The sequence below is a fragment of the Methylobacterium sp. JK268 genome, from assembly GCF_054052225.1.
Genome location: NZ_JBSVZN010000008.1, coordinates 182210 through 202300 on the forward strand (window position 1 = coordinate 182210; position 20091 = coordinate 202300).

18 protein-coding genes are annotated in these 20091 nt (G+C 71.6%); 9 read left to right on the plus strand and 9 right to left on the minus strand.

The window, feature by feature from the left end; all coding sequences use genetic code 11:
• Nucleotides 1-227 precede the first annotated feature (227 nt).
• Nucleotides 228-953: a fused DSP-PTPase phosphatase/NAD kinase-like protein gene (locus ACW9J6_RS10815; protein WP_457116474.1), complete on the plus strand. Its 726-nt coding sequence runs from the start codon at nucleotides 228-230 to the stop codon at nucleotides 951-953.
• Nucleotides 954-1044: 91 nt separating this feature from the next.
• On the opposite strand, the gene ACW9J6_RS10820 is transcribed toward ACW9J6_RS10815, so the two are convergent.
• The 3 genes from ACW9J6_RS10820 to ACW9J6_RS10830 form a co-directional block, all read right to left on the minus strand.
• Complete coding sequence (locus ACW9J6_RS10820; protein WP_457116475.1) at nucleotides 1045-1938, minus strand: DMT family transporter; 894 nt, start codon at nucleotides 1936-1938, stop codon at nucleotides 1045-1047.
• Nucleotides 1939-2073: 135 nt separating this feature from the next.
• A complete protein-coding gene (locus ACW9J6_RS10825; RefSeq protein ID WP_457116476.1) occupies nucleotides 2074-2838 on the minus strand; it encodes a carbonic anhydrase in 765 nt (254 codons plus the stop codon).
• A 321-nt stretch (nucleotides 2839-3159) separates the two neighbouring features.
• Complete coding sequence (locus ACW9J6_RS10830; RefSeq protein ID WP_457116477.1) at nucleotides 3160-3324, minus strand: hypothetical protein; 165 nt, start codon at nucleotides 3322-3324, stop codon at nucleotides 3160-3162.
• A gap of 344 nt (nucleotides 3325-3668) precedes the next feature.
• Here ACW9J6_RS10830 and ACW9J6_RS10835 point away from each other — a divergent pair, with 344 nt between their 5' ends.
• From ACW9J6_RS10835 to ACW9J6_RS10845, 3 genes are all read left to right on the plus strand, one after another.
• On the plus strand, nucleotides 3669-4355 hold the full coding sequence (locus ACW9J6_RS10835) for a cysteine hydrolase family protein (protein ID WP_457116478.1): 687 nt from the start codon (nucleotides 3669-3671) through the stop codon (nucleotides 4353-4355).
• Between the two features lie 25 nt (nucleotides 4356-4380).
• The gene (locus ACW9J6_RS10840) at nucleotides 4381-5961 is read left to right on the plus strand and encodes a regulator (RefSeq protein WP_457116479.1); all 1581 of its coding nucleotides are present in this window, start codon (nucleotides 4381-4383) and stop codon (nucleotides 5959-5961) included.
• A gap of 283 nt (nucleotides 5962-6244) precedes the next feature.
• A complete protein-coding gene (locus tag ACW9J6_RS10845) occupies nucleotides 6245-7153 on the plus strand; it encodes a metal ABC transporter substrate-binding protein (RefSeq protein ID WP_457116480.1) in 909 nt (302 codons plus the stop codon).
• A 507-nt stretch (nucleotides 7154-7660) separates the two neighbouring features.
• Here ACW9J6_RS10845 and moaD read toward each other — a convergent pair.
• The 5 genes from moaD to ACW9J6_RS10870 form a co-directional block, all read right to left on the minus strand.
• Nucleotides 7661-7912 (minus strand): molybdopterin converting factor subunit 1, encoded by a 252-nt coding sequence (gene moaD / locus ACW9J6_RS10850; RefSeq protein WP_457116481.1) that lies wholly within the window; start codon nucleotides 7910-7912, stop codon nucleotides 7661-7663.
• Nucleotides 7909-8508 (minus strand): CDP-diacylglycerol--glycerol-3-phosphate 3-phosphatidyltransferase, encoded by a 600-nt coding sequence (gene pgsA, locus ACW9J6_RS10855; RefSeq protein ID WP_457116482.1) that lies wholly within the window; start codon nucleotides 8506-8508, stop codon nucleotides 7909-7911. The genes moaD and pgsA overlap by 4 nt, the downstream gene beginning before the upstream one ends.
• 99 nt (nucleotides 8509-8607) lie before the next feature.
• The gene (gene uvrC, locus ACW9J6_RS10860; RefSeq protein ID WP_457116483.1) at nucleotides 8608-10614 is read right to left on the minus strand and encodes an excinuclease ABC subunit UvrC; all 2007 of its coding nucleotides are present in this window, start codon (nucleotides 10612-10614) and stop codon (nucleotides 8608-8610) included.
• Between the two features lie 49 nt (nucleotides 10615-10663).
• The gene (locus ACW9J6_RS10865) at nucleotides 10664-10825 is read right to left on the minus strand and encodes a YqaE/Pmp3 family membrane protein (RefSeq protein WP_457116484.1); all 162 of its coding nucleotides are present in this window, start codon (nucleotides 10823-10825) and stop codon (nucleotides 10664-10666) included.
• 88 nt (nucleotides 10826-10913) lie between these two features.
• The gene (locus ACW9J6_RS10870) at nucleotides 10914-11765 is read right to left on the minus strand and encodes a LysR substrate-binding domain-containing protein (protein WP_457116485.1); all 852 of its coding nucleotides are present in this window, start codon (nucleotides 11763-11765) and stop codon (nucleotides 10914-10916) included.
• A gap of 126 nt (nucleotides 11766-11891) precedes the next feature.
• Here ACW9J6_RS10870 and ACW9J6_RS10875 point away from each other — a divergent pair, with 126 nt between their 5' ends.
• The 5 genes from ACW9J6_RS10875 to hisG all read left to right on the plus strand — a co-directional run bounded on the left by ACW9J6_RS10875 (nucleotide 11892) and on the right by hisG (nucleotide 18581).
• Nucleotides 11892-12899 carry a bile acid:sodium symporter family protein gene (locus ACW9J6_RS10875; RefSeq protein ID WP_457116486.1) on the plus strand — a complete coding sequence of 336 codons (1008 nt, stop codon included), beginning with the start codon at nucleotides 11892-11894 and terminating at the stop codon, nucleotides 12897-12899.
• Nucleotides 12900-13117: 218 nt separating this feature from the next.
• Entirely contained in the window at nucleotides 13118-14386 is a 1269-nt protein-coding gene (locus ACW9J6_RS10880; RefSeq protein WP_457116487.1) for an O-antigen ligase family protein, read from the plus strand.
• Between the two features lie 112 nt (nucleotides 14387-14498).
• Nucleotides 14499-16019, plus strand: a complete 1521-nt coding sequence (gene hisS / locus ACW9J6_RS10885; protein WP_457116488.1) for a histidine--tRNA ligase — start codon at nucleotides 14499-14501, stop codon at nucleotides 16017-16019.
• 448 nt (nucleotides 16020-16467) lie between these two features.
• On the plus strand, nucleotides 16468-17604 hold the full coding sequence (locus ACW9J6_RS10890) for an ATP phosphoribosyltransferase regulatory subunit (protein ID WP_457116489.1): 1137 nt from the start codon (nucleotides 16468-16470) through the stop codon (nucleotides 17602-17604).
• On the plus strand, nucleotides 17601-18581 hold the full coding sequence (gene hisG, locus ACW9J6_RS10895) for an ATP phosphoribosyltransferase (RefSeq protein ID WP_457116490.1): 981 nt from the start codon (nucleotides 17601-17603) through the stop codon (nucleotides 18579-18581). Before ACW9J6_RS10890 ends, hisG begins: the two co-directional genes overlap by 4 nt.
• Before the next feature lie 210 nt (nucleotides 18582-18791).
• On the opposite strand, the gene hemA is transcribed toward hisG, so the two are convergent.
• Complete coding sequence (gene hemA / locus ACW9J6_RS10900; protein WP_457116491.1) at nucleotides 18792-20036, minus strand: 5-aminolevulinate synthase; 1245 nt, start codon at nucleotides 20034-20036, stop codon at nucleotides 18792-18794.
• Nucleotides 20037-20091: the final 55 nt, after the last annotated feature.

Here is a 20091-nt window from a genome sequence, read left to right on the forward strand (position 1 = left end):
ACCTCCTGTCCGGCCGACCGCCCGCGCGGCGAGCGTGGCCGCGAAGGATGCGGGAGGCAGGCCAGCAAACGCAATGCCAGGGTGGTGAGCCGGCTCGTGGATCGGCACATCGTTGCGGAACCGTCACGCGGCTGCTACAGGCGACGGCGATCCAGGGCATCGGCCGGTGGGCGGGCTCGCCGCGGCCCCGGGACGGCCCGGACCCCTCTCGTCACGATCCGGCGCGCGTGTTCAACCGTTTCCTCTCGACAGAGACCCGCAACGACCGGCGCATGGCGCGGATCGCCCGCTGGGAGAAGCCCATCACGGGGCGCAGGAACCGCCTGCGCGCCTGGGTGAACATGCTCCTCGTGGACCACGGCGTCCTGCGGCTGGCCTACCTGAACCGGCACCGGGTCGGCCGCGGGCTCGTCTGGCGGTCCGCCCAGCCCGCCCCGCACGACCTCGCGTGGTTCAAGCGTCAGGGCGTGCGCACGATCATCTCGCTGCGCGGGGGGCGGGAGCACGGGTCCTGGCAACTCCAGCGCGAGGCCTGCGAGCGCCAGGGCCTGACCCTGCGCGAGTTCGTGGTGCGCTCCCGGGAGGCACCCGACCGGGAGATGCTGCTGCGCGCCGCCGCCTTCTTCACGAGCGTCGAGTACCCGGCCGTGCTGCACTGCAAGTCGGGCGCGGACCGGGCGGGCTTCGCCGCGGCGCTCTACCTGATCCTGCACGAGGGCAAGCCGGTCGCGGAGGCGGCGCGCCAGCTGTCGCCCCGCTTCGGGCATATCCGCTTCGCGAAGACCGGCATCCTCGACGCCTTCTTCGAGAGCTACCTCGCCGAGGGCGAGCCGCGGGGACTGGGCTTCCTCGACTGGGTCGAGACCGAGTACGACCCTGCGCGCCTGCAGCGCGAGTTCCGGGCCGGCTTCTGGTCCGACGTCCTGGTCGACCGGCTCCTGAAGCGGGAGTAGGAGCGGCGCTCGGCGCACCTCACAACACTCCCGCCGCGCTGGAGGCGCCACGGCGCGCGACGGCGGTGCGCGGGAGTTTCGTGAGAGACACTCAGCCGCGCGCCGTCAGCAGCACTCCGAGGCCGATCGCGGCGACCGCCGCGCCGTCGAGCAGGCTCGGCACCTCCCCGAGGATCGGGATCGCCAGCAGCGTCGCGCTCACCGGCACCAGCGCCGTGAAGGCGGGCGTGCGCCGCCCGATCAGGGCCAGCGAGCGGTTGAAGGCGACGAGGGCGACCACGCTCACCAGCACGCCCTGATAGACGCCCTGCAGGACCAGTTCGCCGAGCGGCGCGAGCGGGATCCGCGAGATTCCGAGCGTCAGGTAGGCGGGGAGATAGAGGACGAGGGAGACCACGCAGATCAGCGCGGTCGCCTCGACCGGTTTGAGGGCGGAGCGGCGCAGCCGCACTGTACCGGCGGCCCAGAGAAGGGCCGCCGTCAGGAACAGGCCGTGGCCGAGGAGCGCCTCGCGCGTCTCGGCCGTGCCGGCGAGCGTCAGCGCCCCGACCAGGATGAGGGCGAGGCCCGCCAGGGCGCCGCGGCCCGGACGGTCGCGGAGCAGCAGCATGCCGAGCCCTGCCGCCATCAGCGGCATCGTGCCGGGGGTGAGGGCGGCCCCGTGGCCCGCCGGGGCGTAGCGAAGGGCGATCGAGATCAGCAGCGCGAAGGGTGCCCCCTGGCCCAGCACGAGCCAGGCCGCGTCGACGCGGTCGCGGCGGTCGAGCCGCCGCATCCGGAGCACGACGGGCAGGAGGATCAGGCCGCTGCACAGGAACCGCAGGGCGACGAGATCCGCCGGGCCGAGCACGCCGGTGCTGCCGACGGCGCGTCGCGTCACCACGAACCAGCCGCCCCAGATCGCGACCGCGAGAAGCGCCCAGGCCGATCCGACGACGAGCGACCGCTCGCGGCCGGGCGCGGCCGGCGGCGGAAAGGGTTTCACACCCGTTCCAGGCCCGATCTCATCGCGGCATTCCCCCTCCCTCGGCATGAGGAGGGCGCTATCACGCGCGAAGGCGCCTCGGCAACTGCGCTCCGGGCCGGGGCGTCCCGCGCGGCGCGGGACCCTGCCGCTCGGTCAGCGCGAGACGAGCACGAAGCGGCGGTGGCGCTCCTGCACCGGCCGGGCGTTCATCGGGTAGAGGGCCGTGAACCGCCGGATGTCCTCGACCGCGACCTCGACCGGCTCCACGCAGACGCGCCAGTCGACCGTCTCGCTGCAGGGGGGCGTCGTCAGGGAGCCCTCGTAGGAGAAGTAGCGCCGCGAGGCCGGCAGGAGCGCCTCCATGGCGATGCCGGCCGGGACGTCGGCGGCCTCTCCGGCCGCGCGCGGCATCACGGCGGCGAGCGCCTGGAAGGCCGGGTTGGTCCCGCCCTCGACCATGAACACGCCGAGAACGCCGAGCGCGCCGCTCGCCGCGTCGCGATGGACGAAATGGGCCTCCATCGGGAATGAGCGGCCGTCGATGCGGTGCTCGCTCGGCGCGTGGAAGTGGAATTGCACGAGGTCGTAGCGGGCGCTCCCGACCGCCATGGACCCGCCTGACGCGACGTCCACCTGGATCGTGTGGCCGTTGTTGAGGATGCGGCCGGCGAGCGGCTTCCAGGCCAGCGCCACGTCCGGCAGGTCGGAGCGCGTCGATCCCACGATGTCGATCGGCGATTGCTGGCCGCCCACGGCGCAGACCCGCGCCGCCGGGTCGATCTCCGCCCAATGGTCAGGCCCGCCCGGCCCCTCGTAGCTCCAATGGGCCGCCTCGGAGGCGAAGCCCCGGGAGCCGGCGCAGAGCGCGCAGCCCGCCATACCGCCGAACCCGGCCAGAAACGCGCGTCGCCCGATCATCTCTTGCTCCCGGATGCGCGACGAAGGCGAGGCGACGCGGCTCTCGGTCGCCATGCTTGAGTCGTCGAGTTATCCTTCCGTAGAGTGATTCAAGCTGAAGGGCAATGGTGGTGAGTGCGGAGTGACCCGCGATCACTGGATGGTGCCGGCTTGGCAGGATTGCGGTGGAGCGGAGATCTTGGCGTGACTGCGACGGGGCGGATGCGCGACTGCCGGAGCCGGTCCCGGCGGCGCCGAGCAGGATGGGGCGCTGGACCTGGGACGAGCCTGAGACGAGCAGCGGCGTCCGATCGCCTGCAGGTTGCGCGCGCTGCGACGGGATCAGTGCCAGCCGTGGCCGAAGCGCCCGGTGGAGTGCATCAGCGTGTGGCCGCATTCCAAGCAGACGTAGCGCGTCTCGATCCCGCCCCCGAACGCTTCCACGACCGGGGTCGAAGCCACGACCATCAGGCGGGCGTGCGGAAGGCTGTCGGAACGCGCGCCCATCTGGAGGATGCAGGCCCGACATGCGGCATCGTCCGCACTCATCAGGCGCCGGTCACCCGGCTGGGTCTTGCGGGCGCTGGGCGCCATTGGTCCGCCTTGAGCAGCTCGCGCTGTCGGGTCGCGGATGAGACGCGAGGCCGCGGCGGGCGTCAACCCGCCCCTCGGTGCGGCAGAGAGCGGCGCCTCGCGCGGCCGGTCCGCCCAAAAGCGCGGCAAGTGCAGCGAGGTTAGGCATGGCGGCCTAACCTTTCGTCGTGCGTCCGAAACCATGTCCTGACATGCTTCGCTAAATTCTCGTCTTGCTCGGTATCAATCGAGTCCCGGTCGATCCGGAGGTTTCGCGCATGCCCGTCCTCATCGATGCCGAGCCGGCGCCCCTCGCCCTCGACCCCGCGACGACGGCCCTCGTCCTCATCGACATGCAGCGCGACTTCCTGGAGCCCGGCGGGTTCGGGGAGACGCTGGGCAACGACGTGTCGCTCCTCGCCGCGGCCGTCGAGCCCTGCCGGGCCGTCCTCACGGCGGCGCGCAGGGCCGGGCTTCTGGTCGTCCACACGCGGGAGGGACACGCGCCGGACCTCTCCGACGCGCCGCCCGCCAAGGTCGAACGCGGCGCGCCCAGCCTGCGGATCGGCGCGCCCGGCCCGATGGGCCGCATCCTGATCCGGGGCGAGCCGGGCCACGCCATCGTGCCGGCCCTCGCGCCCGGGCCGGGCGAAGCGGTGATCGACAAGCCCGGCAAGGGCGCCTTCTACGCGACCGGGCTCGACGACCTGCTCCGGTCCCGCGGGATCGCAACGCTCCTGGTCTGCGGCGTCACCACCGAGGTCTGCGTCCACACCACGGTGCGGGAGGCCAACGATCGCGGCTTCCGCTGCGTCGTGCTGGCGGATGCCTGCGCCTCCTACATCCCGGAATTCCACGCGGCGGGCCTCGCCATGATCACGGCGCAGGGCGGGATCTTCGGCTGGGTGTCGACGACGCGGGCCGCGATCGCCGTCCTGGACACGGCGTCGAGCGCGGCGGCCTGAGCGCGGCCGAGAGGGAGGAACCAGAATGACGATCGCGGCGACGACACAGAGGGGCGGCCGGCCGGCGCTCTGGGTTCCGGGCGACTGGAACGCCCTGTTCGGCTTCGGCACCAACATCCTGGTCAACCTGCTGGTCCTGACCGGTCTGCTGCGCTTCGTGCTCGGCATGCCGGACGCGATCACCTTCGGGCGGATCCTGCCGGCGGTCGGCCTGATGCTGTGTCTCTCGACCGCCTACTACGCGTGGCTGGCGTGGCGGCTCGCCGCGCGGACCGGCCGCGACGACGTCTGCGCGCTGCCCTCCGGGATCAGCGTGCCGCACATGTTCATCGTCGTGTTCGTGATCATGCTCCCGATCAAGCTCCAGACCGGCGATCCGGTGAAGGGCTGGGAGGCGGGCCTCGCCTGGGTGTTCGTCCAGAGCTTCATCCTGATGGCCGGGGGCTTCCTGGCCCCGCTCGTGCGCCGGATCACCCCGCGGGCGGCGCTGCTCGGGACGCTGGCGGGCGTCTCGGTCACCTTCATCGCGATGCGGCCCGCGCTGGAGCTGATCGCCACCCCGGTGATCGGGGTCGTGGCCTTCGCCATCATCCTGCTCGCGTGGTTCGGCGGCGTGCGCTACCCCGGCCGCCTCCCGGCGGGGCTCGTCGCGATCCTGTTCGGCATGGTGGTGGCGTGGGGCGCCCGCCTCGTCGGGCTCGACGTCGGGGGCGTCAGCGGCCCGGGCGTGTTCGGGGCCCTGTCCGGCATCGGCTTCTCGGTGCCGCTGCCGGCGGTCGACCACGTCTTCGGCGGCTTCGCCTTCCTCGGCGTGATCCTGGTGACGGCGATCCCCTTCGGCATCTACGACCTGGTCGAGGCCATGGACAATGTCGAGAGCGCGGAGGTGGCGGGCGACCCCTACCCGACCACCCGCGTGCTGACCGCGGACGGCGTCGTGAGCCTGATCGGCTGCCTGATGGGCAACCCCTTCATCAACGCCGTCTATATCGGCCATCCGGGCTGGAAGGCGATGGGCGGGCGAATCGGCTACTCCTTCGTCACCGGCCTCGTCGTGCTGGTGCTCGCGTGGCTGAACCTGATCTCGCTGCTGTCGAGCCTGGTCCCGGTGGTCGCGATCGCCCCGATCCTGCTCTACATCGGCATGCTGATCGGCGCGCAGGCCTTCCAGGAGACGCCGCACAGCCACGCGCCGGCGATCGTGCTCGCCTTCGCGCCGCATCTCGCGGCCTGGGGCAAGACGCTGATCGACGGGGCGCTCGGTGCCGCCGGGACCAGCGCGGGCGCGGTGGGCCTCGACAAGCTGGCGCAGGCCGGCGTGCTCTACGGCGGTCTCGACGTGCTCGGGGAGGGCTCGATCCTCGGGGGGCTGATCCTGGGGGCGACCGCGGTCTTCATCATCGAGCGCGACTTCCGCCGCGCCGCGGGCTTCGCCGCCGCGGGCGCCGTGCTGACCTTCTTCGGCTTCATGCACGGGCCAGCGGTCGGGCTCGCCGTCTCCCCGGCCCTGGCCGCCGCCTACCTGATGGTGGCGGGCCTCCTCTACGCGGCCTCGCGCGCGGCGGAGGCCGTGCGGCCGATCGGGCAGGCGGTGCCTGCCGAGTGATGATCGGCCCCGTGGAGGGCGGCCGGGCGAAGGCCGGAGGCGCGCGCACCGACCTCGCCGGCCATCCCGCCGGGCCGACCCGCCCGTGGGCGGATGCCGGGACCGGCGTACCGACCTCGCCCTCCCCATGAACCGTCGAGTCTCACTCTCCGCTCCGATCATGGATTTCTGACCGAGGGGATCGCCGCCGGCTCAGGGCTCTCGCGCTCGCCTTATGTAATAACGTTGCATCATCTGACGCACTCGCTAAGGTCTCTCCGCACACCGAAAGGGGGACCTTCTGATGCGTCAATGGCGTTTCGCGGCACTCGCTCTCGCGGCCGTCCTCTCCGGGATCGCGCCGGCGGCGGCGGCGCCACTCAAGGCGGTGGCGAGCTTCTCGATTCTCGGCGACCTCGTGCATCAGGTCGGCGGCGACCGCGTGGCGGTCTCGGTGCTGGTCGGGCCGAACGGCGACGCGCACACGTTCTCGCCCTCGCCGAGCGACGCCCGCAAGCTGGCCGACGCGCAGCTCGTCGTCGTGAACGGGCTCGGCTTCGAAGGCTGGATCGACCGCCTGGTCAAGGCGTCCGGGACGAAGGCACCGATCGTGGTCGCCTCCGCCGGCGTGGCGCCGATCCGCGAGGAGGACGAGCACGGCCATGGCGGGCAGGGCGCGCATCCGATCGATCCGCACGCGTGGCAGAACGTCGCCAATGCCAAGCTCTACGTGGCGGCGATCCGCGACGGGCTGGTCCGCGTCGATCCGGAGGGGCGCGCGACCTACGAGGCGAATGCGGGCGCCTACCTGGCGAAGCTCGATGCGCTCGACGCGGAGGTGCGGGCGGGGATCGCCGCCATTCCCGAGGCGGGCCGGAAGGTCATCACCACGCACGACGCCTTCGGGTATTTCGCGAAGGCCTACGGCATGCAGTTCATCGCCCCTCAGGGCGTCTCCAGCGACAGCGAGGCGACGGCCAGGGATGTCGCGCGCATCATCGCCCAGGTGAAGCGTGAGACGATCCCGGCGGTGTTCCTGGAGAACATCGCCGATCCGCGGCTGATGCAGCAGATCGCCCGCGAGAGCGGCGCCAAGGCCGGCGGACGGGTGTTCTCCGACGCGCTCTCGGAGCCGGACGGCCCGGCCGCGACCTACATCGCCATGATGCGGCACAACCTGCGGGAGTTCACGGCCGCGCTGGCGGGGCGGTGATGGTGTCGCGGGTCGCGCGCGGGACGCCCGCCGCCTGAACCCTCAGCCGCAGAGGCTTGCTATGCGCGCGCAGTGATCGAAAAACCGTGCCGAGACAATCGTTTATTCAAGCGCATGACGCGGTGAGCCCGGCGCCAAGATCCCCTCGCCCGTGCGGGCTTGCGGTTTCACATTTCGGGTCGTGCGCATGCCCGCACCCCGCAGGCCGTTTGCAGAGTCAGACGTCGCAGTCGTGGCTTCGTGGACGGAACGCCCCTGGAAGTCGCACCCTTCCTCATGCTGAGGTGCGAGCATCGCGAGCCTCGAAGCACCCCTGACCACAGGTCCAAGCCAAGGCCGCTTGGGATTAACCGTTCCGGGGTGCTTCAAGGCCGCGCGCGATCTTCGATCGCCGCGGCACCTCAGCATGAGGAATGTCGCAACACCCGGCCACGTCCCGCCGACGCGCCGAAAACCGGATTGTGTGAACCGGCAAGCCCGTGCGGGAGAGGGCTGACTCGCCGGCCCTCAGCCCCCGGTCATGGGCGGGAAGAAGGCGACCTCCCGCGCGCCGGCGAGCGGCGTCCCGGGCTTGGCGTGGACGCGGTCGACGGCGGCCCGCACCACCCCGTCATTCTCGAAGGCGTAGGCGTATTCCTCGCCGCGGGTCCTGAGCCAGGCGACCAGATCCGCCACCGTCGCCACGGAGGCCGGCGGATCGATCGTCTCCTCGGGGCGGCCGATCCGCTCCCGCACCCAGGCGAAGTAGACGAGCTTCATGCCTGCTCGTCCATCATGTGGCGAAGGCCCGCCCGCAGGTAGTCCCAGCCGGTGAACAGGGTCAGCGCCGCGGAGATCCACAGCAGCGTCAGCCCGATCGTGACGGTGCCCGGCAGGATCATCTCGCCCGCCGGCCCGGCGATCAGGAAGCCCAGGGAGACGAGCTGCGCCGCCGTCTTCCACTTGGCGACGCGGCTCACCGGCACGCCGACCTTCAGCTCCGCGAGGTACTCGCGCAGGCCCGAGACCAGGATCTCCCGGCACAGGATCACGATCGCGGCCCACAGGGAGGTGCCCGGGATCGAGTGGTCCGCGGCGAGCATCAGCAGGCAGGCCGCCACGAGAAGCTTGTCGGCGATCGGGTCGAGCATCCGGCCGAGCGCCGAGGATTGCGCGTAGGTCCGGGCCACGTAGCCGTCGAGGTAGTCGGTGATGGCCGCCGCGATGAACACGGCGAGGGCCGCGAACCGCGCCGACGGCTCCTGCGGCCAGAACAGGAACCCGGCGACCACCGGCACCGCCGCCACGCGGCCGTAGGTCAGCAGGTTGGCGAGGTTGAAGGCGACCGACCGCCGCCGAGGTACGACCATGGTCATCGCGGCCGGACAAACCACGGGGGCGCAGGCCCGTCAACCGAGACTCCCGTCGCCCGTCGCCGATTCCGGTCGTTCCCGTCGGGCCGGCGGAGCGGCGCCTCAGCCATTGGCGTGGAAGAAGTCGTAGACCGCCCGCGCCGTCGCGGCGTTGACCCCCGGCGTCCGCGCCAGATCCTCCAGCGCCGCGCGCTCGATCGCCTTCACGGTGCCGAAATGGTGGAGGAGGGCGCGCTTGCGCGTCGGGCCGATGCCCGGGATCTCGTCCAGCGGGTTCTTCACGAGTTCGCGCTTGCGCTTGGCCCGGTGCGCGCCGATCGCGAAGCGGTGCGCCTCGTCGCGCAGGCGCTGCACGAAGTAGAGCGTGGGATCGCGCGGCGGCAGCTTGAAGGGCGGCTGCCCCGCGGCGAAGAAGGTTTCGCGGCCCGCGTCGCGGTCGCGGCCTTTGGCGATGCCGACGAGCGGCACGTCCGTGACGCCGACCTCGGCCAAAGCCGCGCGCGCCGCCTCGACCTGGCCCTTGCCGCCGTCGATGAGCACGAGGTCGGGCCAGGCCGGGAAGGAATCCGCGTCCTCGGCCGGCCCCGCCTCGGCCTCCCGGGGCGCCTCCTTGACCAGCCGCGCGAAGCGGCGGTGCAGCACCTCGCGCATCATCCCGAAATCGTCGCCGGGTTTCACCTCCGGCGACTTGATCGTGAAGGTGCGGTAGTGGGTCTTCATGAAGCCGGTCGGGCCCGCCACGATCATCGCGCCGACCGCGTTCGTGCCCATGATGTGCGAGTTGTCGTAGACCTCCACCCGCCGCGGCGCCCGCCTCAGGCCGAAGGCCTGGCCGAGCGCCCCGAGCAGCTTGCCCTGCGAGGCGGTGTCCGCGAGGCGCCGCGCCAGCGCCTCCCGGGCGTTGCGGGCGGCGTACTCCATGAGATTGCGGCGCTCGCCGCGCTTCGGCTGGTGGATCTCGACCCGCGCCTCGGCCCGGGTCGAGAGGGCGGCGGCCAGCAGCTCCGCGTCGTCGATGTCGTGCGAGACCAGGATGAGGCGCGGCGCCGGCTTGTCGTCGTAGAACTGGCCGATGAACGAACCCAGCACCTCGGAGGCGGTCATGCTGCGGTCGGCCTTCGGGAAATAGGCCCGGTTGCCCCAGTTCTGCCAGTTCCGGAAGAAGAACACCTCGATGCAGAACTGGCCCGCCTGCTCGTCGAGGGCGAAGACGTCCGCCTCCTCGATGTCCTGGGTGTTGACGCCCTGCACGCCCTGGATGGCGGCGAGCGCGGCGATGCGGTCGCGGTAGCGCGCCGCCTTCTCGAATTCCCAGGTCTCGGCCGCCTCCTGCATCTCGGCAGCGAGGCGCTCCTTCACGCTCGTCGATTTGCCCGACAGGAAGGCGCGCGCCTCGTCGGCGAGCAGGGCGTAATCCGCGGGCGCGATCTCGCCCGTGCAGGGTCCCGAGCAGCGCTTGATCTGGAACAGCAGGCAGGGCCGGCTGCGGTTCTCGTAGTAGCTGTCCGAGCAGGAACGCAGCAGGAAGGCCCGCTGCAGCGCGTTCACGGTGCGGTTCACCGCCCAGACCGATGCGAAGGGGCCGAAATAGTGGCCCGGCCGGCGGCGCGCGCCGCGATGCTTGACGAGCTGCGGCGCCTGCGTGTCGGCGGTGAGCAGGATGTAGGGGAGGGACTTGTCGTCCCGCATCAGCACGTTGAAGCGGGGCTTGAGCTGCTTGATCAGGTTGGCTTCGAGCAGCAGCGCCTCGGTCTCCGTCGCCGTGGTGACGAACTCCATCGAGGCCGTCTCGGCGATCATCCGGGCGATGCGGTTCGAATGCGCCTGGCCGCGGGCGTAGGAGCCGACGCGGTTCTTCAGATTCTTGGCCTTGCCGACGTAGAGCACGTCGCCCTTGGCGTCGAGCATCCGGTAGACACCGGGCGAGGGCGGCAGCGTCGACCAGAAGCGACGGATGACCTCGGTCCCGGCCCGGACGAGGCCCGCCCCGGTCTCCGGATCGAAGTCGATCTCCGGGGCGTCGTCGCGGGCATCCACCGCCGCGTCACCGCCCTCGTCGTCGAGGTCGAGGGCGTCCGGCGGTACGTCGTTCCCGGTGTTGCGGATCATCGCCCCGATGTAGGCGAGAGCGCCCGGCGACGGAAGGGCGTGCGGAGCCTCAGTTGCGGGTCACCACCCACACGGCGTGGATCAGGCCCGGGATGTAGCCGAACAGCGTCAGGACCACGTTGAGGATGAATTGCAGGCCGAAGCCGACCGTGAACAGCACCCCGACGGGCGGGATGATGACGAGGAGGATGATGCGGATCAGGTCGCCCATGGTGCTCTCCGTGTCGGCCGGTACGGCCAAGCTCGCTGAAAACGGCTTCGCCTCCACCGGGTTCCCGAGAGGCAGGGAGCCGGCCGGCCTAATCCCAGATGTCGGCGTTGAGGATCCGGTGGGCAAGGCTGCGGCTCGGCTCGCGGTTCAGGCCGGGCCCTTCCAAGATGAACTCGACCTCTGGGAGCCGCGGCAGGTCGGCCCCGGCGAGTTCCTGCAGCCCCTCGGGGACGAGGCTGCGCGCCTGGACCATCAGCCCGAGCCCCGCGAAGGCCGCGGCCCGCAGGCCGCTGAGGCTCGCGCAGGTGCAGGCGATGCGCCAGGAGCGGCTCTCCCGCGCGCAGGCATCTAGCACCGCATGGCGCGTGATGCTGGGCGCCGGAAAGGAGAGGAGCGGGATCGGCTCGTCCCGCTCCGGCAGCGCGTCCGGCAGCCCGCACCAGACCAGCCGGTCGCGGCGCACCAGCACGCCCTGCGTCTCGCCGACCCGGCGCTTGCCGAGGAAGAGGTCGAGTTCGCCCCGCTGCACGGCCTCGGCGAGGAGGTGCGTGAAGGAGACGCTGAGTTCGAGGTCGACCGACGGGTAGCCGGCCCGGAAGTCGCGCAGCACCTCGGCGAGGCGGGTCGCCACGAAATCCTCCGAGGCGCCGAAGCGCAGCCGCCCGCGCACCGCGTGCCCCGACAGCGTGCGGTCCAGGCGCTCATGCGCATCGAGGATCGTGCGCGCGAAGCCCAGCACCGCCTCGCCCTCCGGGGTCGGCGCCACCGCGTGAGTGTCGCGGGCGACGAGGCGGCGGCCGAGCTGCGCTTCCAGCCGCTGGACGTGCTGGCTCACCGTCGACTGGCGCAGGCCGAGCTCTGCCGCCGCGCGGCTGAAGTTGCGGTTCCGCAGGACCGCGGCGAGCGTCCGCAGCAGGGTCGGATCGATCAGCGGCGTCATCCCGGCGGCAATCTGCATAAGCGACGACCAGGCTATCATGAAGCGTGATAGCTGTAATTGCGCGCTGCAGCATGGCCTTCGATGCGGTGCGGGATTAGATCCAGGCCATCCCGTCAGGACTCCCCGATGCTCTCCCGTCTCCGCCTCGACCGTTTCACGGTCATGCTCGTCGCCTGCCTGGCCCTCGGCTCGCTCCTGCCCGCGGACGGGACGGCGGCGGAGCGTCTGGCGCAGGTGGCGAATGCGGCGATCGCGCTGCTGTTCTTCCTGCACGGCGCCCGCATCGACCGGCGGACGGCGATCGCGGGCCTCTCGCATTGGCGGCTGCACCTCGTGGTGCTGGCCGCGACCTTCGTGGTGTTCCCGCTGCTCGGCCTCGGAGCGGGCCTGCTCGCCCCCGGCCTGCTCACGCCCGCGCTCGCGGCCGGGATCCTGTTCCTCTGCGTGCTGCCCTCGACGGTGCAGTCCTCCATCGCCTTCACGTCGGTGGCGGGCGGCAACGTGCCGGCGGCGGTCTGCGCGGCCTCGGCCTCCAACATCCTCGGCATGGTGCTGACGCCGCTCCTGGTGTCGCTCCTGTTCCGGATCCATGGCGGAGCCCTCGATTGGTCGGGGGTCGGTTCGATCCTTATGCAGCTCCTCCTGCCCTTCGTCCTCGGCCAGGCGCTGCAGCCGCGCCTCGGGCCGGTCCTGGCCCCGCGCAAGGCCCTGACCTCCCTGGTCGATCGCGGCTCGATCCTGCTCGTCGTCTACCTCGCGTTCAGCCACGCGACGGTGAGCGGGCTGTGGTCGCACACGCCGCTGCCCGCGCTCGGGGCGATGATCACGGTCGACGGCCTCCTGCTCGCCGCGGTGCTGGCCATCACCACGGGGGCGAGCCGGCTGCTCGGCTTCTCGCGGGAGGACGAGATCACCATCGTGTTCTGCGGCTCGAAGAAGAGCCTCGCGGCGGGCCTACCGATGGCGAGCGTGATCTTCGCCGGGCAGGACATCGGCAGCCTCGTCCTGCCCCTGATGCTGTTCCACCAGGTTCAGATCCTGGCCTGCGCGGCGCTCGCCCGCCGCTACGCCGCGCAAACCCGCGAACCCCTTGTCCCGGCGGCCCTGCCCGGACTGTCTCTCGCGCCGCGTTGAGGAAACATTCACCGCTTTCGGCGATGGTGATCGCGAGCCAGGTGGCGTATCGGCTCCGTTCCCCGAAGTCTGGCCCCGTCATGCCGGCGCATGGCGGGGCCGCGCTTTTCAGGGGATAGGCTTCCGTCCACAACGATTCCTTCACCACGTTGCTTCAGGCCGCGCTGAGGTTTCCTGCGGCAGGATCCGCCCGGATGCACATGTCCGGAGCCGGCCGAATGACCACCGCGACCCTGCCGCACCGGGGATTGGCCGCCCTGCCGCTCCGGCGCCTGCTGCGGGGTGCGGGGCTCGGGCTGTTCGCGGCCTTCGTGTTCTTCGCCTGCTTCGCCTTCTCGGACGCCTCGCCCTACGACCTCGTGGCGTTGCCGACCATCGCCCTGTGGCTGCTGCTCGGGGTGCGCCTGTACCGGGGCGCGATGCCGCTCGTCCTGCTGCTCGGCGTCTTCCTCGGCGCCACGATCCTGGCGCTGCTGCCCTATCTGGGGGAGGACAGGCCGGTCCAGTGGACGATCCAGCTTGCCTATCTCTGCCTCACCACCGTCTTCTTCGCGATGTTCTTCGCGGACGAGACCGAGCGGCGGGTCGAACTCGCGCTCAAGGTCTACACGGCGAGCACCCTGTTCTCGGGCGCCCTCGGCATCGGCGGCTACCTCGACCTCATCGGCAACGAGGATCTGTTCAGCAAGTACGGGCGCGCCTCCGGCACCTTCCAGGACCCGAACGTGTTCGGGTCGTTCCTGACGCTCGGCGCGCTCTACCTCATGCACAACCTGCTGACCGGCCGGGCGCGGCGGCCGCTGCTGTCGCTGGCAGGGCTGGTGATGCTGCTCGCGGGCATCTTCCTGTCCTTCTCCCGCGGCTCCTGGGGCGGGTCCGCGGTGGCGATCGCCCTCATGGTGGTCGCCATCTACCGCACCTCCGCGTCCGGCCGGCTGCGCCGCCGGATCCTGCGCAGCACGGCGGTCACGCTGGTGCTCGGCGGCGTCGCCTTGGGCGGGCTCCTCTCGATCCAGTCGGTGGCCGAGACCTTCCACAAGCGCGCCGCCGTCACGCAGGATTACGACGAGGGCGAGACCGGGCGCTTCGGCAACCAGATCCACGGCTTCGGCCTGCTGATGGAGGAGCCGATGGGCTTCGGGCCGCTGCGCTGGCGCCTGATCTTCAACCTGGAGCCGCACAATTCCTATCTGGGCGCCTTCGCGAATGGCGGCTGGGTGGCGGGCGTCGCCTTCATCCTGCTGGTCGTGTTCACGTCCCGGGTGGGCCTGCGCCTGATGACGGCGGACACGCCGGTGCGGCGTCATGCGCAGATCGTTGTGCCGGCCCTGATCATGTTCTTCCTGCAGGGCTTCCAGATCGACATCGAGAAGTGGCGGCACGTGCACATGATGCTGGGGCTCGTCTGGGCGCTCGAAGCCGCCCGGGTGCGCTGGCAGGTGCGGGCGGGTCCGGCCGCGGTTTCCTCGCGCGGGCAAATGGTCTAGAGCGCGCCAGCGGCCTCGGCGGGCCGATCCCGGGGCGGCCGCGCGCCGCCGCGCCCCGCTGGTCAGCCCCCGCCGGGGACGCCGCCCCAACGACGACCGGATGCCCGCCGCCATGTCCAAGCCTGCGAAGGCCAGCACCCTCAAGCCCCGCCTGCCGCGCGGCCTCGTCGATCGCGGCCCGGCCGAGATCGCGGCCACGCAGCGCATGCTGCAGACGATCCGGGAGAGCTTCGAACTCTACGGCTTCGAGGCGGTCGAGACCCCGTTCATCGAGTACACCGAGGCTTTGGGCAAGTTCCTGCCCGACCTCGACCGCCCGAACGAGGGCGTGTTCTCCTTCCAGGACGACGACGAGGCGTGGCTGTCGCTGCGCTACGACCTCACGGCGCCCCTCGCCCGCTACGTGGCCGAGCATTTCGACGCCCTGCCCAAGCCCTACCGCAGCTACCGGGCTGGCTACGTCTTCCGCAACGAGAAGCCGGGGCCGGGCCGCTTCCGCCAGTTCATGCAGTTCGACGCGGACATCGTCGGGGCGCCGAGCGTCGCGGCCGATGCCGAGATCTGCATGATGGCCGCCGACACCCTGGAGAAGGTCGGCATCGCCCGCGGCGACTACGTGGTGAAGGTCAACAACCGCAAGGTGCTCGACGGCGTCATGGAGGCGATCGGCCTCGGCGGCGACCAGGCCGGGCGGCGCCTCACGGTGTTGCGGGCCATCGACAAGCTCGATCGCCTCGGCGTCGACGGCGTGCGCCTGCTCCTCGGGCCGGGCCGCAAGGACGAGAGCGGCGACTTCACCAAGGGGGCGGGCCTCCCGGATGACGCCATCGACCGCATCATCCGCTACGTCTCGTTCCAGGCTGCGCCGACCGAGGGCGGCGACCGGCTCGCCTTCTGGGAGAATTTCTTTGGGGGCTGGGCCGAGGTGGTCGGCGGCTCAGAGACCGGCCGCCAGGGCATCGCGGAGCTTCATGCCATCCTGCGCCTGTGCGAGGCGGCGGGCTACGGCCACGATCGGGTGCGGGCCGATCCGTCCGTGGTGCGCGGGCTCGAATACTACACGGGCCCGGTCTACGAGGCGGAGCTGACCTTCCCGGTCGTGGGTGAGGACGGCCAGACGGTGCGGTTCGGCTCGGTGGCCGGGGGAGGGCGCTACGACGGCCTCGTCGGGCGCTTCCGCGCCGAGCCGGTGCCGGCGACCGGCTTCTCGATCGGCGTCTCGCGGCTGTTCTCGGCGCTGCAGATCGTGAAGAGCCCGATCGTGGCTGGCGCGGCCGGTCCAGGGCCGGTGGTGGTGCTGGTCCTCGACCGGGAGGAGGTGGCCTCCTACCAGGCCCTGGTCGCATCCCTTCGCGCGGCCGGCATCCGCGCGGAACTCTATCTCGGCGGCGCCGGCCTCAAGGCGCAGATGAAATACGCGGATCGCCGCGGCGCCCCGGCGGTGGTGATCCAGGGCAGCGACGAGCGCGCCCGGGGCGAGGTCCAGATCAAGGACCTGATCGAGGGCGCCCGCGCGGCCGAGGCCATCGCCAGCAACGCCGAGTGGAAGGCCGCGCGGCCGGCGCAGCTCTCAGTGCCGGAGGGCGAGATGGTCACCCGGGTGCGGGAGGTGCTGGCGCGGCATTTCGGGTGAGGGGGGGAAGGGCACATGGGCAGCGCTTTTCCCGAGCGGGCTACCGTGTGCGCACAGCACGCGAAAGGTAATGAGAGAACAGACACTTATCCAATCGCATGGCGCGTCCAGTGAGGCGCGGGGAACCCCTCTCCCGTGCGGGAGAGGGGCAGGGGTGAGGGTCCCGGACCGTTCAGAGTCTGACTCGCAGTGTCGTGTTGGCAGCGGGACGGTTCGGTCTTCTTGCTGAACCACCTGGGCCCTCACCCCTACCCCTCTCCCGCACGGGAGAGGGGATCCCGCGCCACGATTGAGCTTCGCGGTGCCCTTCGCTGGTTTCCGGGTGTCGTTGCGCTAACGCGGCATGCGCCCGAAACAGAGCGGTGAGGGGGCGTGGCGCTTACGCAATCGCGGCCGTCGCCACGTCGGCGGCAAGCCGCTAGAGGACAGTGAAGAGAGACCCCTCGACATGACAGGCAACGGAGCCGCCCCGATCACCACGCCCGCTCACGCGCGGCTCATCGCCCTGTTCGAGGGAAGGGGCTACGCGCGCGTCGAGCCGCCGGTGCTCCAGCCGATCGAGCCGTTCCTCGAACTCTCGGGCGAGGACATCCGGCGACGCATCTTCATCACCCAGGACGCGGGCGGCATCGAACTCTGCCTGCGTCCCGAATACACGATCCCGGTCGGACGCCATCACCGCGCGGCGGCCGGGACGGCAGCCGCGGATTACTGCTACCTCGGTCCGGTCTTCCGGCTGCGCGGCGATGAGCCCGACGAATTCCACCAGGCCGGCATCGAGTCGATCGGGCGGACCGACATCCCGGCCGCCGATGCGGACATCCTCAGCCTCGCCGCCGAGGGCCTCGGGCGGCTCGGCCGGGGCGACCTGCCGGTGCGCCTCGGCGATATGGGGCTGATCACCGCGCTCCTCGACGCCCTCGGCGTGACGCCGGCCGCCAAGCGGCGCTGCCTGCGCGCCGTCGCGGCCGGGCGCTCCCTCGACGAGATCGCCGCGCCGGTCCCCGTCGGCGAGGCCCATGCGGGCCTGCTCAGCGCGATCCAGGGCCAGGATCCCCAGGGCGTGCGCGCCTTCGTGGAGGACGTACTGGCCATCGCGGGGATCAGCCGGGTCGGCGGGCGCAGCGCTGGCGAGATCGCCGAGCGCTTCCTGGCCAAGGCGGCGGCCCAGGCGGGCGGCGGCGCCGGCCTCACCGCGCAGGCCCGGGAGGTGATCGAGGCCTATCTCGCCATCGCGGGCGATCCCGATCGCGCCGTCGGGGCGGTGCGCGACCTCGCCCGCGGTGCGGGGCTCGACGCGCCGGCGCTCGCCGAGGCGATCGCGCTGTTCGAGGAGCGCAACGGCTTCATCGCGGCGAGCGGCCTGCCCCTCGACCGCTTCACCTTCACGGGCCGCTTCGCCCGCAACCTCGACTACTACACCGGCTTCATCTTCGAGATCGTCGAGGCGGAGGGCGGCCGGCCGGTGGTCGGCGGCGGGCGCTACGACGGCCTGCTCCAGCATCTCGGCAGCCCGGCGCCGGTGCCGGCCGTCGGCTGCTCCTTCTGGCTCGACCGCCTCGCCCCCCTGGAGAGCGCCCGATGACCGACGGCCCCCTCGTCCTCGCGGTCCCGTCGAAGGGGCGCCTGCAGGAGAACGCCGCCGCCTTCTTCGGCCGGGCCGGGCTCGTGCTCGCCCAGACCAGCGGCGCCCGCGACTATCGCGGCCACCTGAAGGGCGTGGAGGGGGTGGAGGTGCGCTACCTCTCCGCCTCCGAGATCGCCGGCCAGCTCGCCAGCGGCGCCGCCCATCTCGGCATCACCGGCGAGGACCTGATCCGCGAGACGCTGCCGGATTCCGAGGCGCGGGTGGAGCTCCTGACGCCCCTCGGCTTCGGCAACGCGACCGTGGTGGTGGCGGTGCCGCAGGCCTGGATCGACGTGCGCAGCATGAGCGACCTCGACGAGGTCGCCATCGACATGCGGCTGCGTCACGGCAAGCGCCTGCGCATCGCCACCAAGTACGTGAACCTGACCCGGCGCTTCTTCGCCCGGCACGGCGTCGCCGATTACCGGATCGTCGAGAGCCTGGGCGCCACCGAGGGCGCCCCGGCGGCCGGGAGCGCCGAGATCGTCGTCGACATCACCACCACGGGCGCCACGCTCGCGGCCAACGCCCTCAAGGTGCTGGACGACGGGATCATCCTGCGCTCGGAGGCGAACCTGGTCGCCTCGCTCTCCGCCCCCTGGGGGCCGGCGGCGCGCGGGGCGATGCAGACCGTGCTGGGGCGGATCAGCGCCGAGGAGCGGGCGCGCACCAGCCGGGAGGTGCGGGCCGGCATGCCGGAGGTCCCGATCGACCTTGCCGGGATCGCCGCGTCCCACCGGGCCGAACTGCCCTACGGCCTGCCCGAGGCCCGCGCCGAGATCGTGCTGCGCTGCCCGGCCGAGGCGGTGTTCGACCTCGCCGAGGCCCTTGCCCGCGCGGGGGCGCTGGGGGTCAGCGTGGGGCGCATCGACTACGCCTTCGCGGCGGAGAACCCGCTGATCGAGCGGCTGGTGGCGCGGATCGGGGCGTCGTGAGATGCGGCGCTCATGAACCCTCCCCCCTCTGCGGGGGAGGGTGGCGAACGAAGTGAGCCGGGAGAGGGGCGGCGCGACGCTGATCCAGGTGGCGCCCCTGACCACTCTCCCGCTTGATCCTGAAGCGTGGTTCCCCTCTCCAGGCCCGCTCCGCAGGCCACCCTCCCCCGCAGAGGGGGGAGGGTTCAGGCCATGCCGGTGAGGGCCGCCCTAGGCGGCCTTCTCGGCGAACACCGTTCCGGCCCGCGGCAGGTCGAGGGCGTCCCAGACCTCGACCAACGCTGCGGTCAAGCGCGCGATATGCGCCTCGTCGTGGAAGGGCGTCGGCGTGATGCGCAGGCGCTCGGTGCCGCGGGGCACCGTCGGGTAGTTGATCGGCTGGATGTAGATGGCGTGCCGCTCCAGCAGCCGGTCGGCCGCCGCCTTGCACAGTTCCGCGTCGCCCACCATCACCGGCACGATGTGGGTGTCGGTCGCCAGCACCGGCAGGCCGGCCTCGGCCAGCGCCGCCTTGGTGCGCGCCGCCTGCCGCTGATGCGCCTCGCGTTCCGCCTGCGAGCGCTTCAGGTAGCGGATCGACGCGGTCGCCGCCGCGGCGATCGACGGGGGCAGGGCGGTGGTGAAGATGAAGCCCGGCGCGTGGCTGCGCACGGCGTCGCAGAGCACGCGGGTGCCGGTGATGTAGCCGCCCACCACGCCGAAGCCCTTGGCGAGCGTGCCCTCGATCACGTCGATCCGGTGCATCACCCCGTCGCGCTCGGCGATGCCGGCGCCGCGGGGACCGTAGAGCCCGACCGCGTGCACCTCGTCGATGTAGGTCATGGCGCCGTAGCGCGCGGCGAGGTCGCAGATCGCCGCGATCGGCGCCACGTCGCCGTCCATCGAGTAGACGCTCTCGAAGGCGATCAGCTTCGGCCGCCCGCCGGAGGCCCGCAGCAGCTCCTCGAGGTGGCCGAGGTCGTTGTGGCGGAAGACCTTCTTCTCGCAGCCGGACTGGCGCACGCCCTCGATCATCGAGTTGTGGTTGAAGGCATCCGACAGGATCAGGCAGTTCGGGATCAGCCGGGCCAGGGTCGAGATGCCGGTCTGGTTCGACACGTAGCCGGACGTGAAGACCAGGGCCGCTTCCTTGCCGTGCAGGTCGGCGAGTTCGTGCTCCAGGTCCACCAGCGGGGAAGTGTTGCCCGCGATGTTGCGCGTGCCGCCCGCCCCGACGCCGCAGCGCCGCGCCGTCTCGGTGAGGGCGGCGACGACCTCCGGATGCTGGCCCATGCCCAGGTAGTCGTTCGAGCACCAGACCGTGATGTCGTGCGTGCTGCCGTCCGACCGGCGCCAGCGGGCGGCCGGGAAGCGGCCGGCCACGCGCTCGATGTCGGCGAAGACGCGGTAGCGCCGCTCGTCGTGCAGACGGTCCACGGCAGACCGGAAGATGGCCTGGTAGTCGGTCACGGACATCGGGATCCCTTCGGCTCGCCGGAATGCGCGACGGGGCATCGTTCTGCCCGGGTCA

Bases quoted from the DNA above. Each gene is read 5' to 3' on its own strand.
- ACW9J6_RS10825 (WP_457116476.1), bottom strand. From the start codon at position 2,838: ATGATCGGGCGACGCGCGTTTCTGGCCGGGTTCGGCGGTATGGCGGGC.
- ACW9J6_RS10830 (WP_457116477.1), bottom strand. From the start codon at position 3,324: ATGGGCGCGCGTTCCGACAGCCTTCCGCACGCCCGCCTGATGGTCGTG.
- ACW9J6_RS10835 (WP_457116478.1), top strand. From the start codon at position 3,669: ATGCCCGTCCTCATCGATGCCGAGCCGGCGCCCCTCGCCCTCGACCCC.
- ACW9J6_RS10840 (WP_457116479.1), top strand. From the start codon at position 4,381: ATGACGATCGCGGCGACGACACAGAGGGGCGGCCGGCCGGCGCTCTGG.
- ACW9J6_RS10845 (WP_457116480.1), top strand. From the start codon at position 6,245: ATGCGTCAATGGCGTTTCGCGGCACTCGCTCTCGCGGCCGTCCTCTCC.
- moaD (WP_457116481.1), bottom strand. From the start codon at position 7,912: ATGAAGCTCGTCTACTTCGCCTGGGTGCGGGAGCGGATCGGCCGCCCC.
- pgsA (WP_457116482.1), bottom strand. From the start codon at position 8,508: ATGACCATGGTCGTACCTCGGCGGCGGTCGGTCGCCTTCAACCTCGCC.
- uvrC (WP_457116483.1), bottom strand. From the start codon at position 10,614: ATGATCCGCAACACCGGGAACGACGTACCGCCGGACGCCCTCGACCTC.
- ACW9J6_RS10865 (WP_457116484.1), bottom strand. From the start codon at position 10,825: ATGGGCGACCTGATCCGCATCATCCTCCTCGTCATCATCCCGCCCGTC.
- ACW9J6_RS10870 (WP_457116485.1), bottom strand. From the start codon at position 11,765: ATGACGCCGCTGATCGATCCGACCCTGCTGCGGACGCTCGCCGCGGTC.
- ACW9J6_RS10875 (WP_457116486.1), top strand. From the start codon at position 11,892: ATGCTCTCCCGTCTCCGCCTCGACCGTTTCACGGTCATGCTCGTCGCC.
- ACW9J6_RS10880 (WP_457116487.1), top strand. From the start codon at position 13,118: ATGACCACCGCGACCCTGCCGCACCGGGGATTGGCCGCCCTGCCGCTC.
- hisS (WP_457116488.1), top strand. From the start codon at position 14,499: ATGTCCAAGCCTGCGAAGGCCAGCACCCTCAAGCCCCGCCTGCCGCGC.
- ACW9J6_RS10890 (WP_457116489.1), top strand. From the start codon at position 16,468: ATGACAGGCAACGGAGCCGCCCCGATCACCACGCCCGCTCACGCGCGG.
- hisG (WP_457116490.1), top strand. From the start codon at position 17,601: ATGACCGACGGCCCCCTCGTCCTCGCGGTCCCGTCGAAGGGGCGCCTG.
- hemA (WP_457116491.1), bottom strand. From the start codon at position 20,036: ATGTCCGTGACCGACTACCAGGCCATCTTCCGGTCTGCCGTGGACCGT.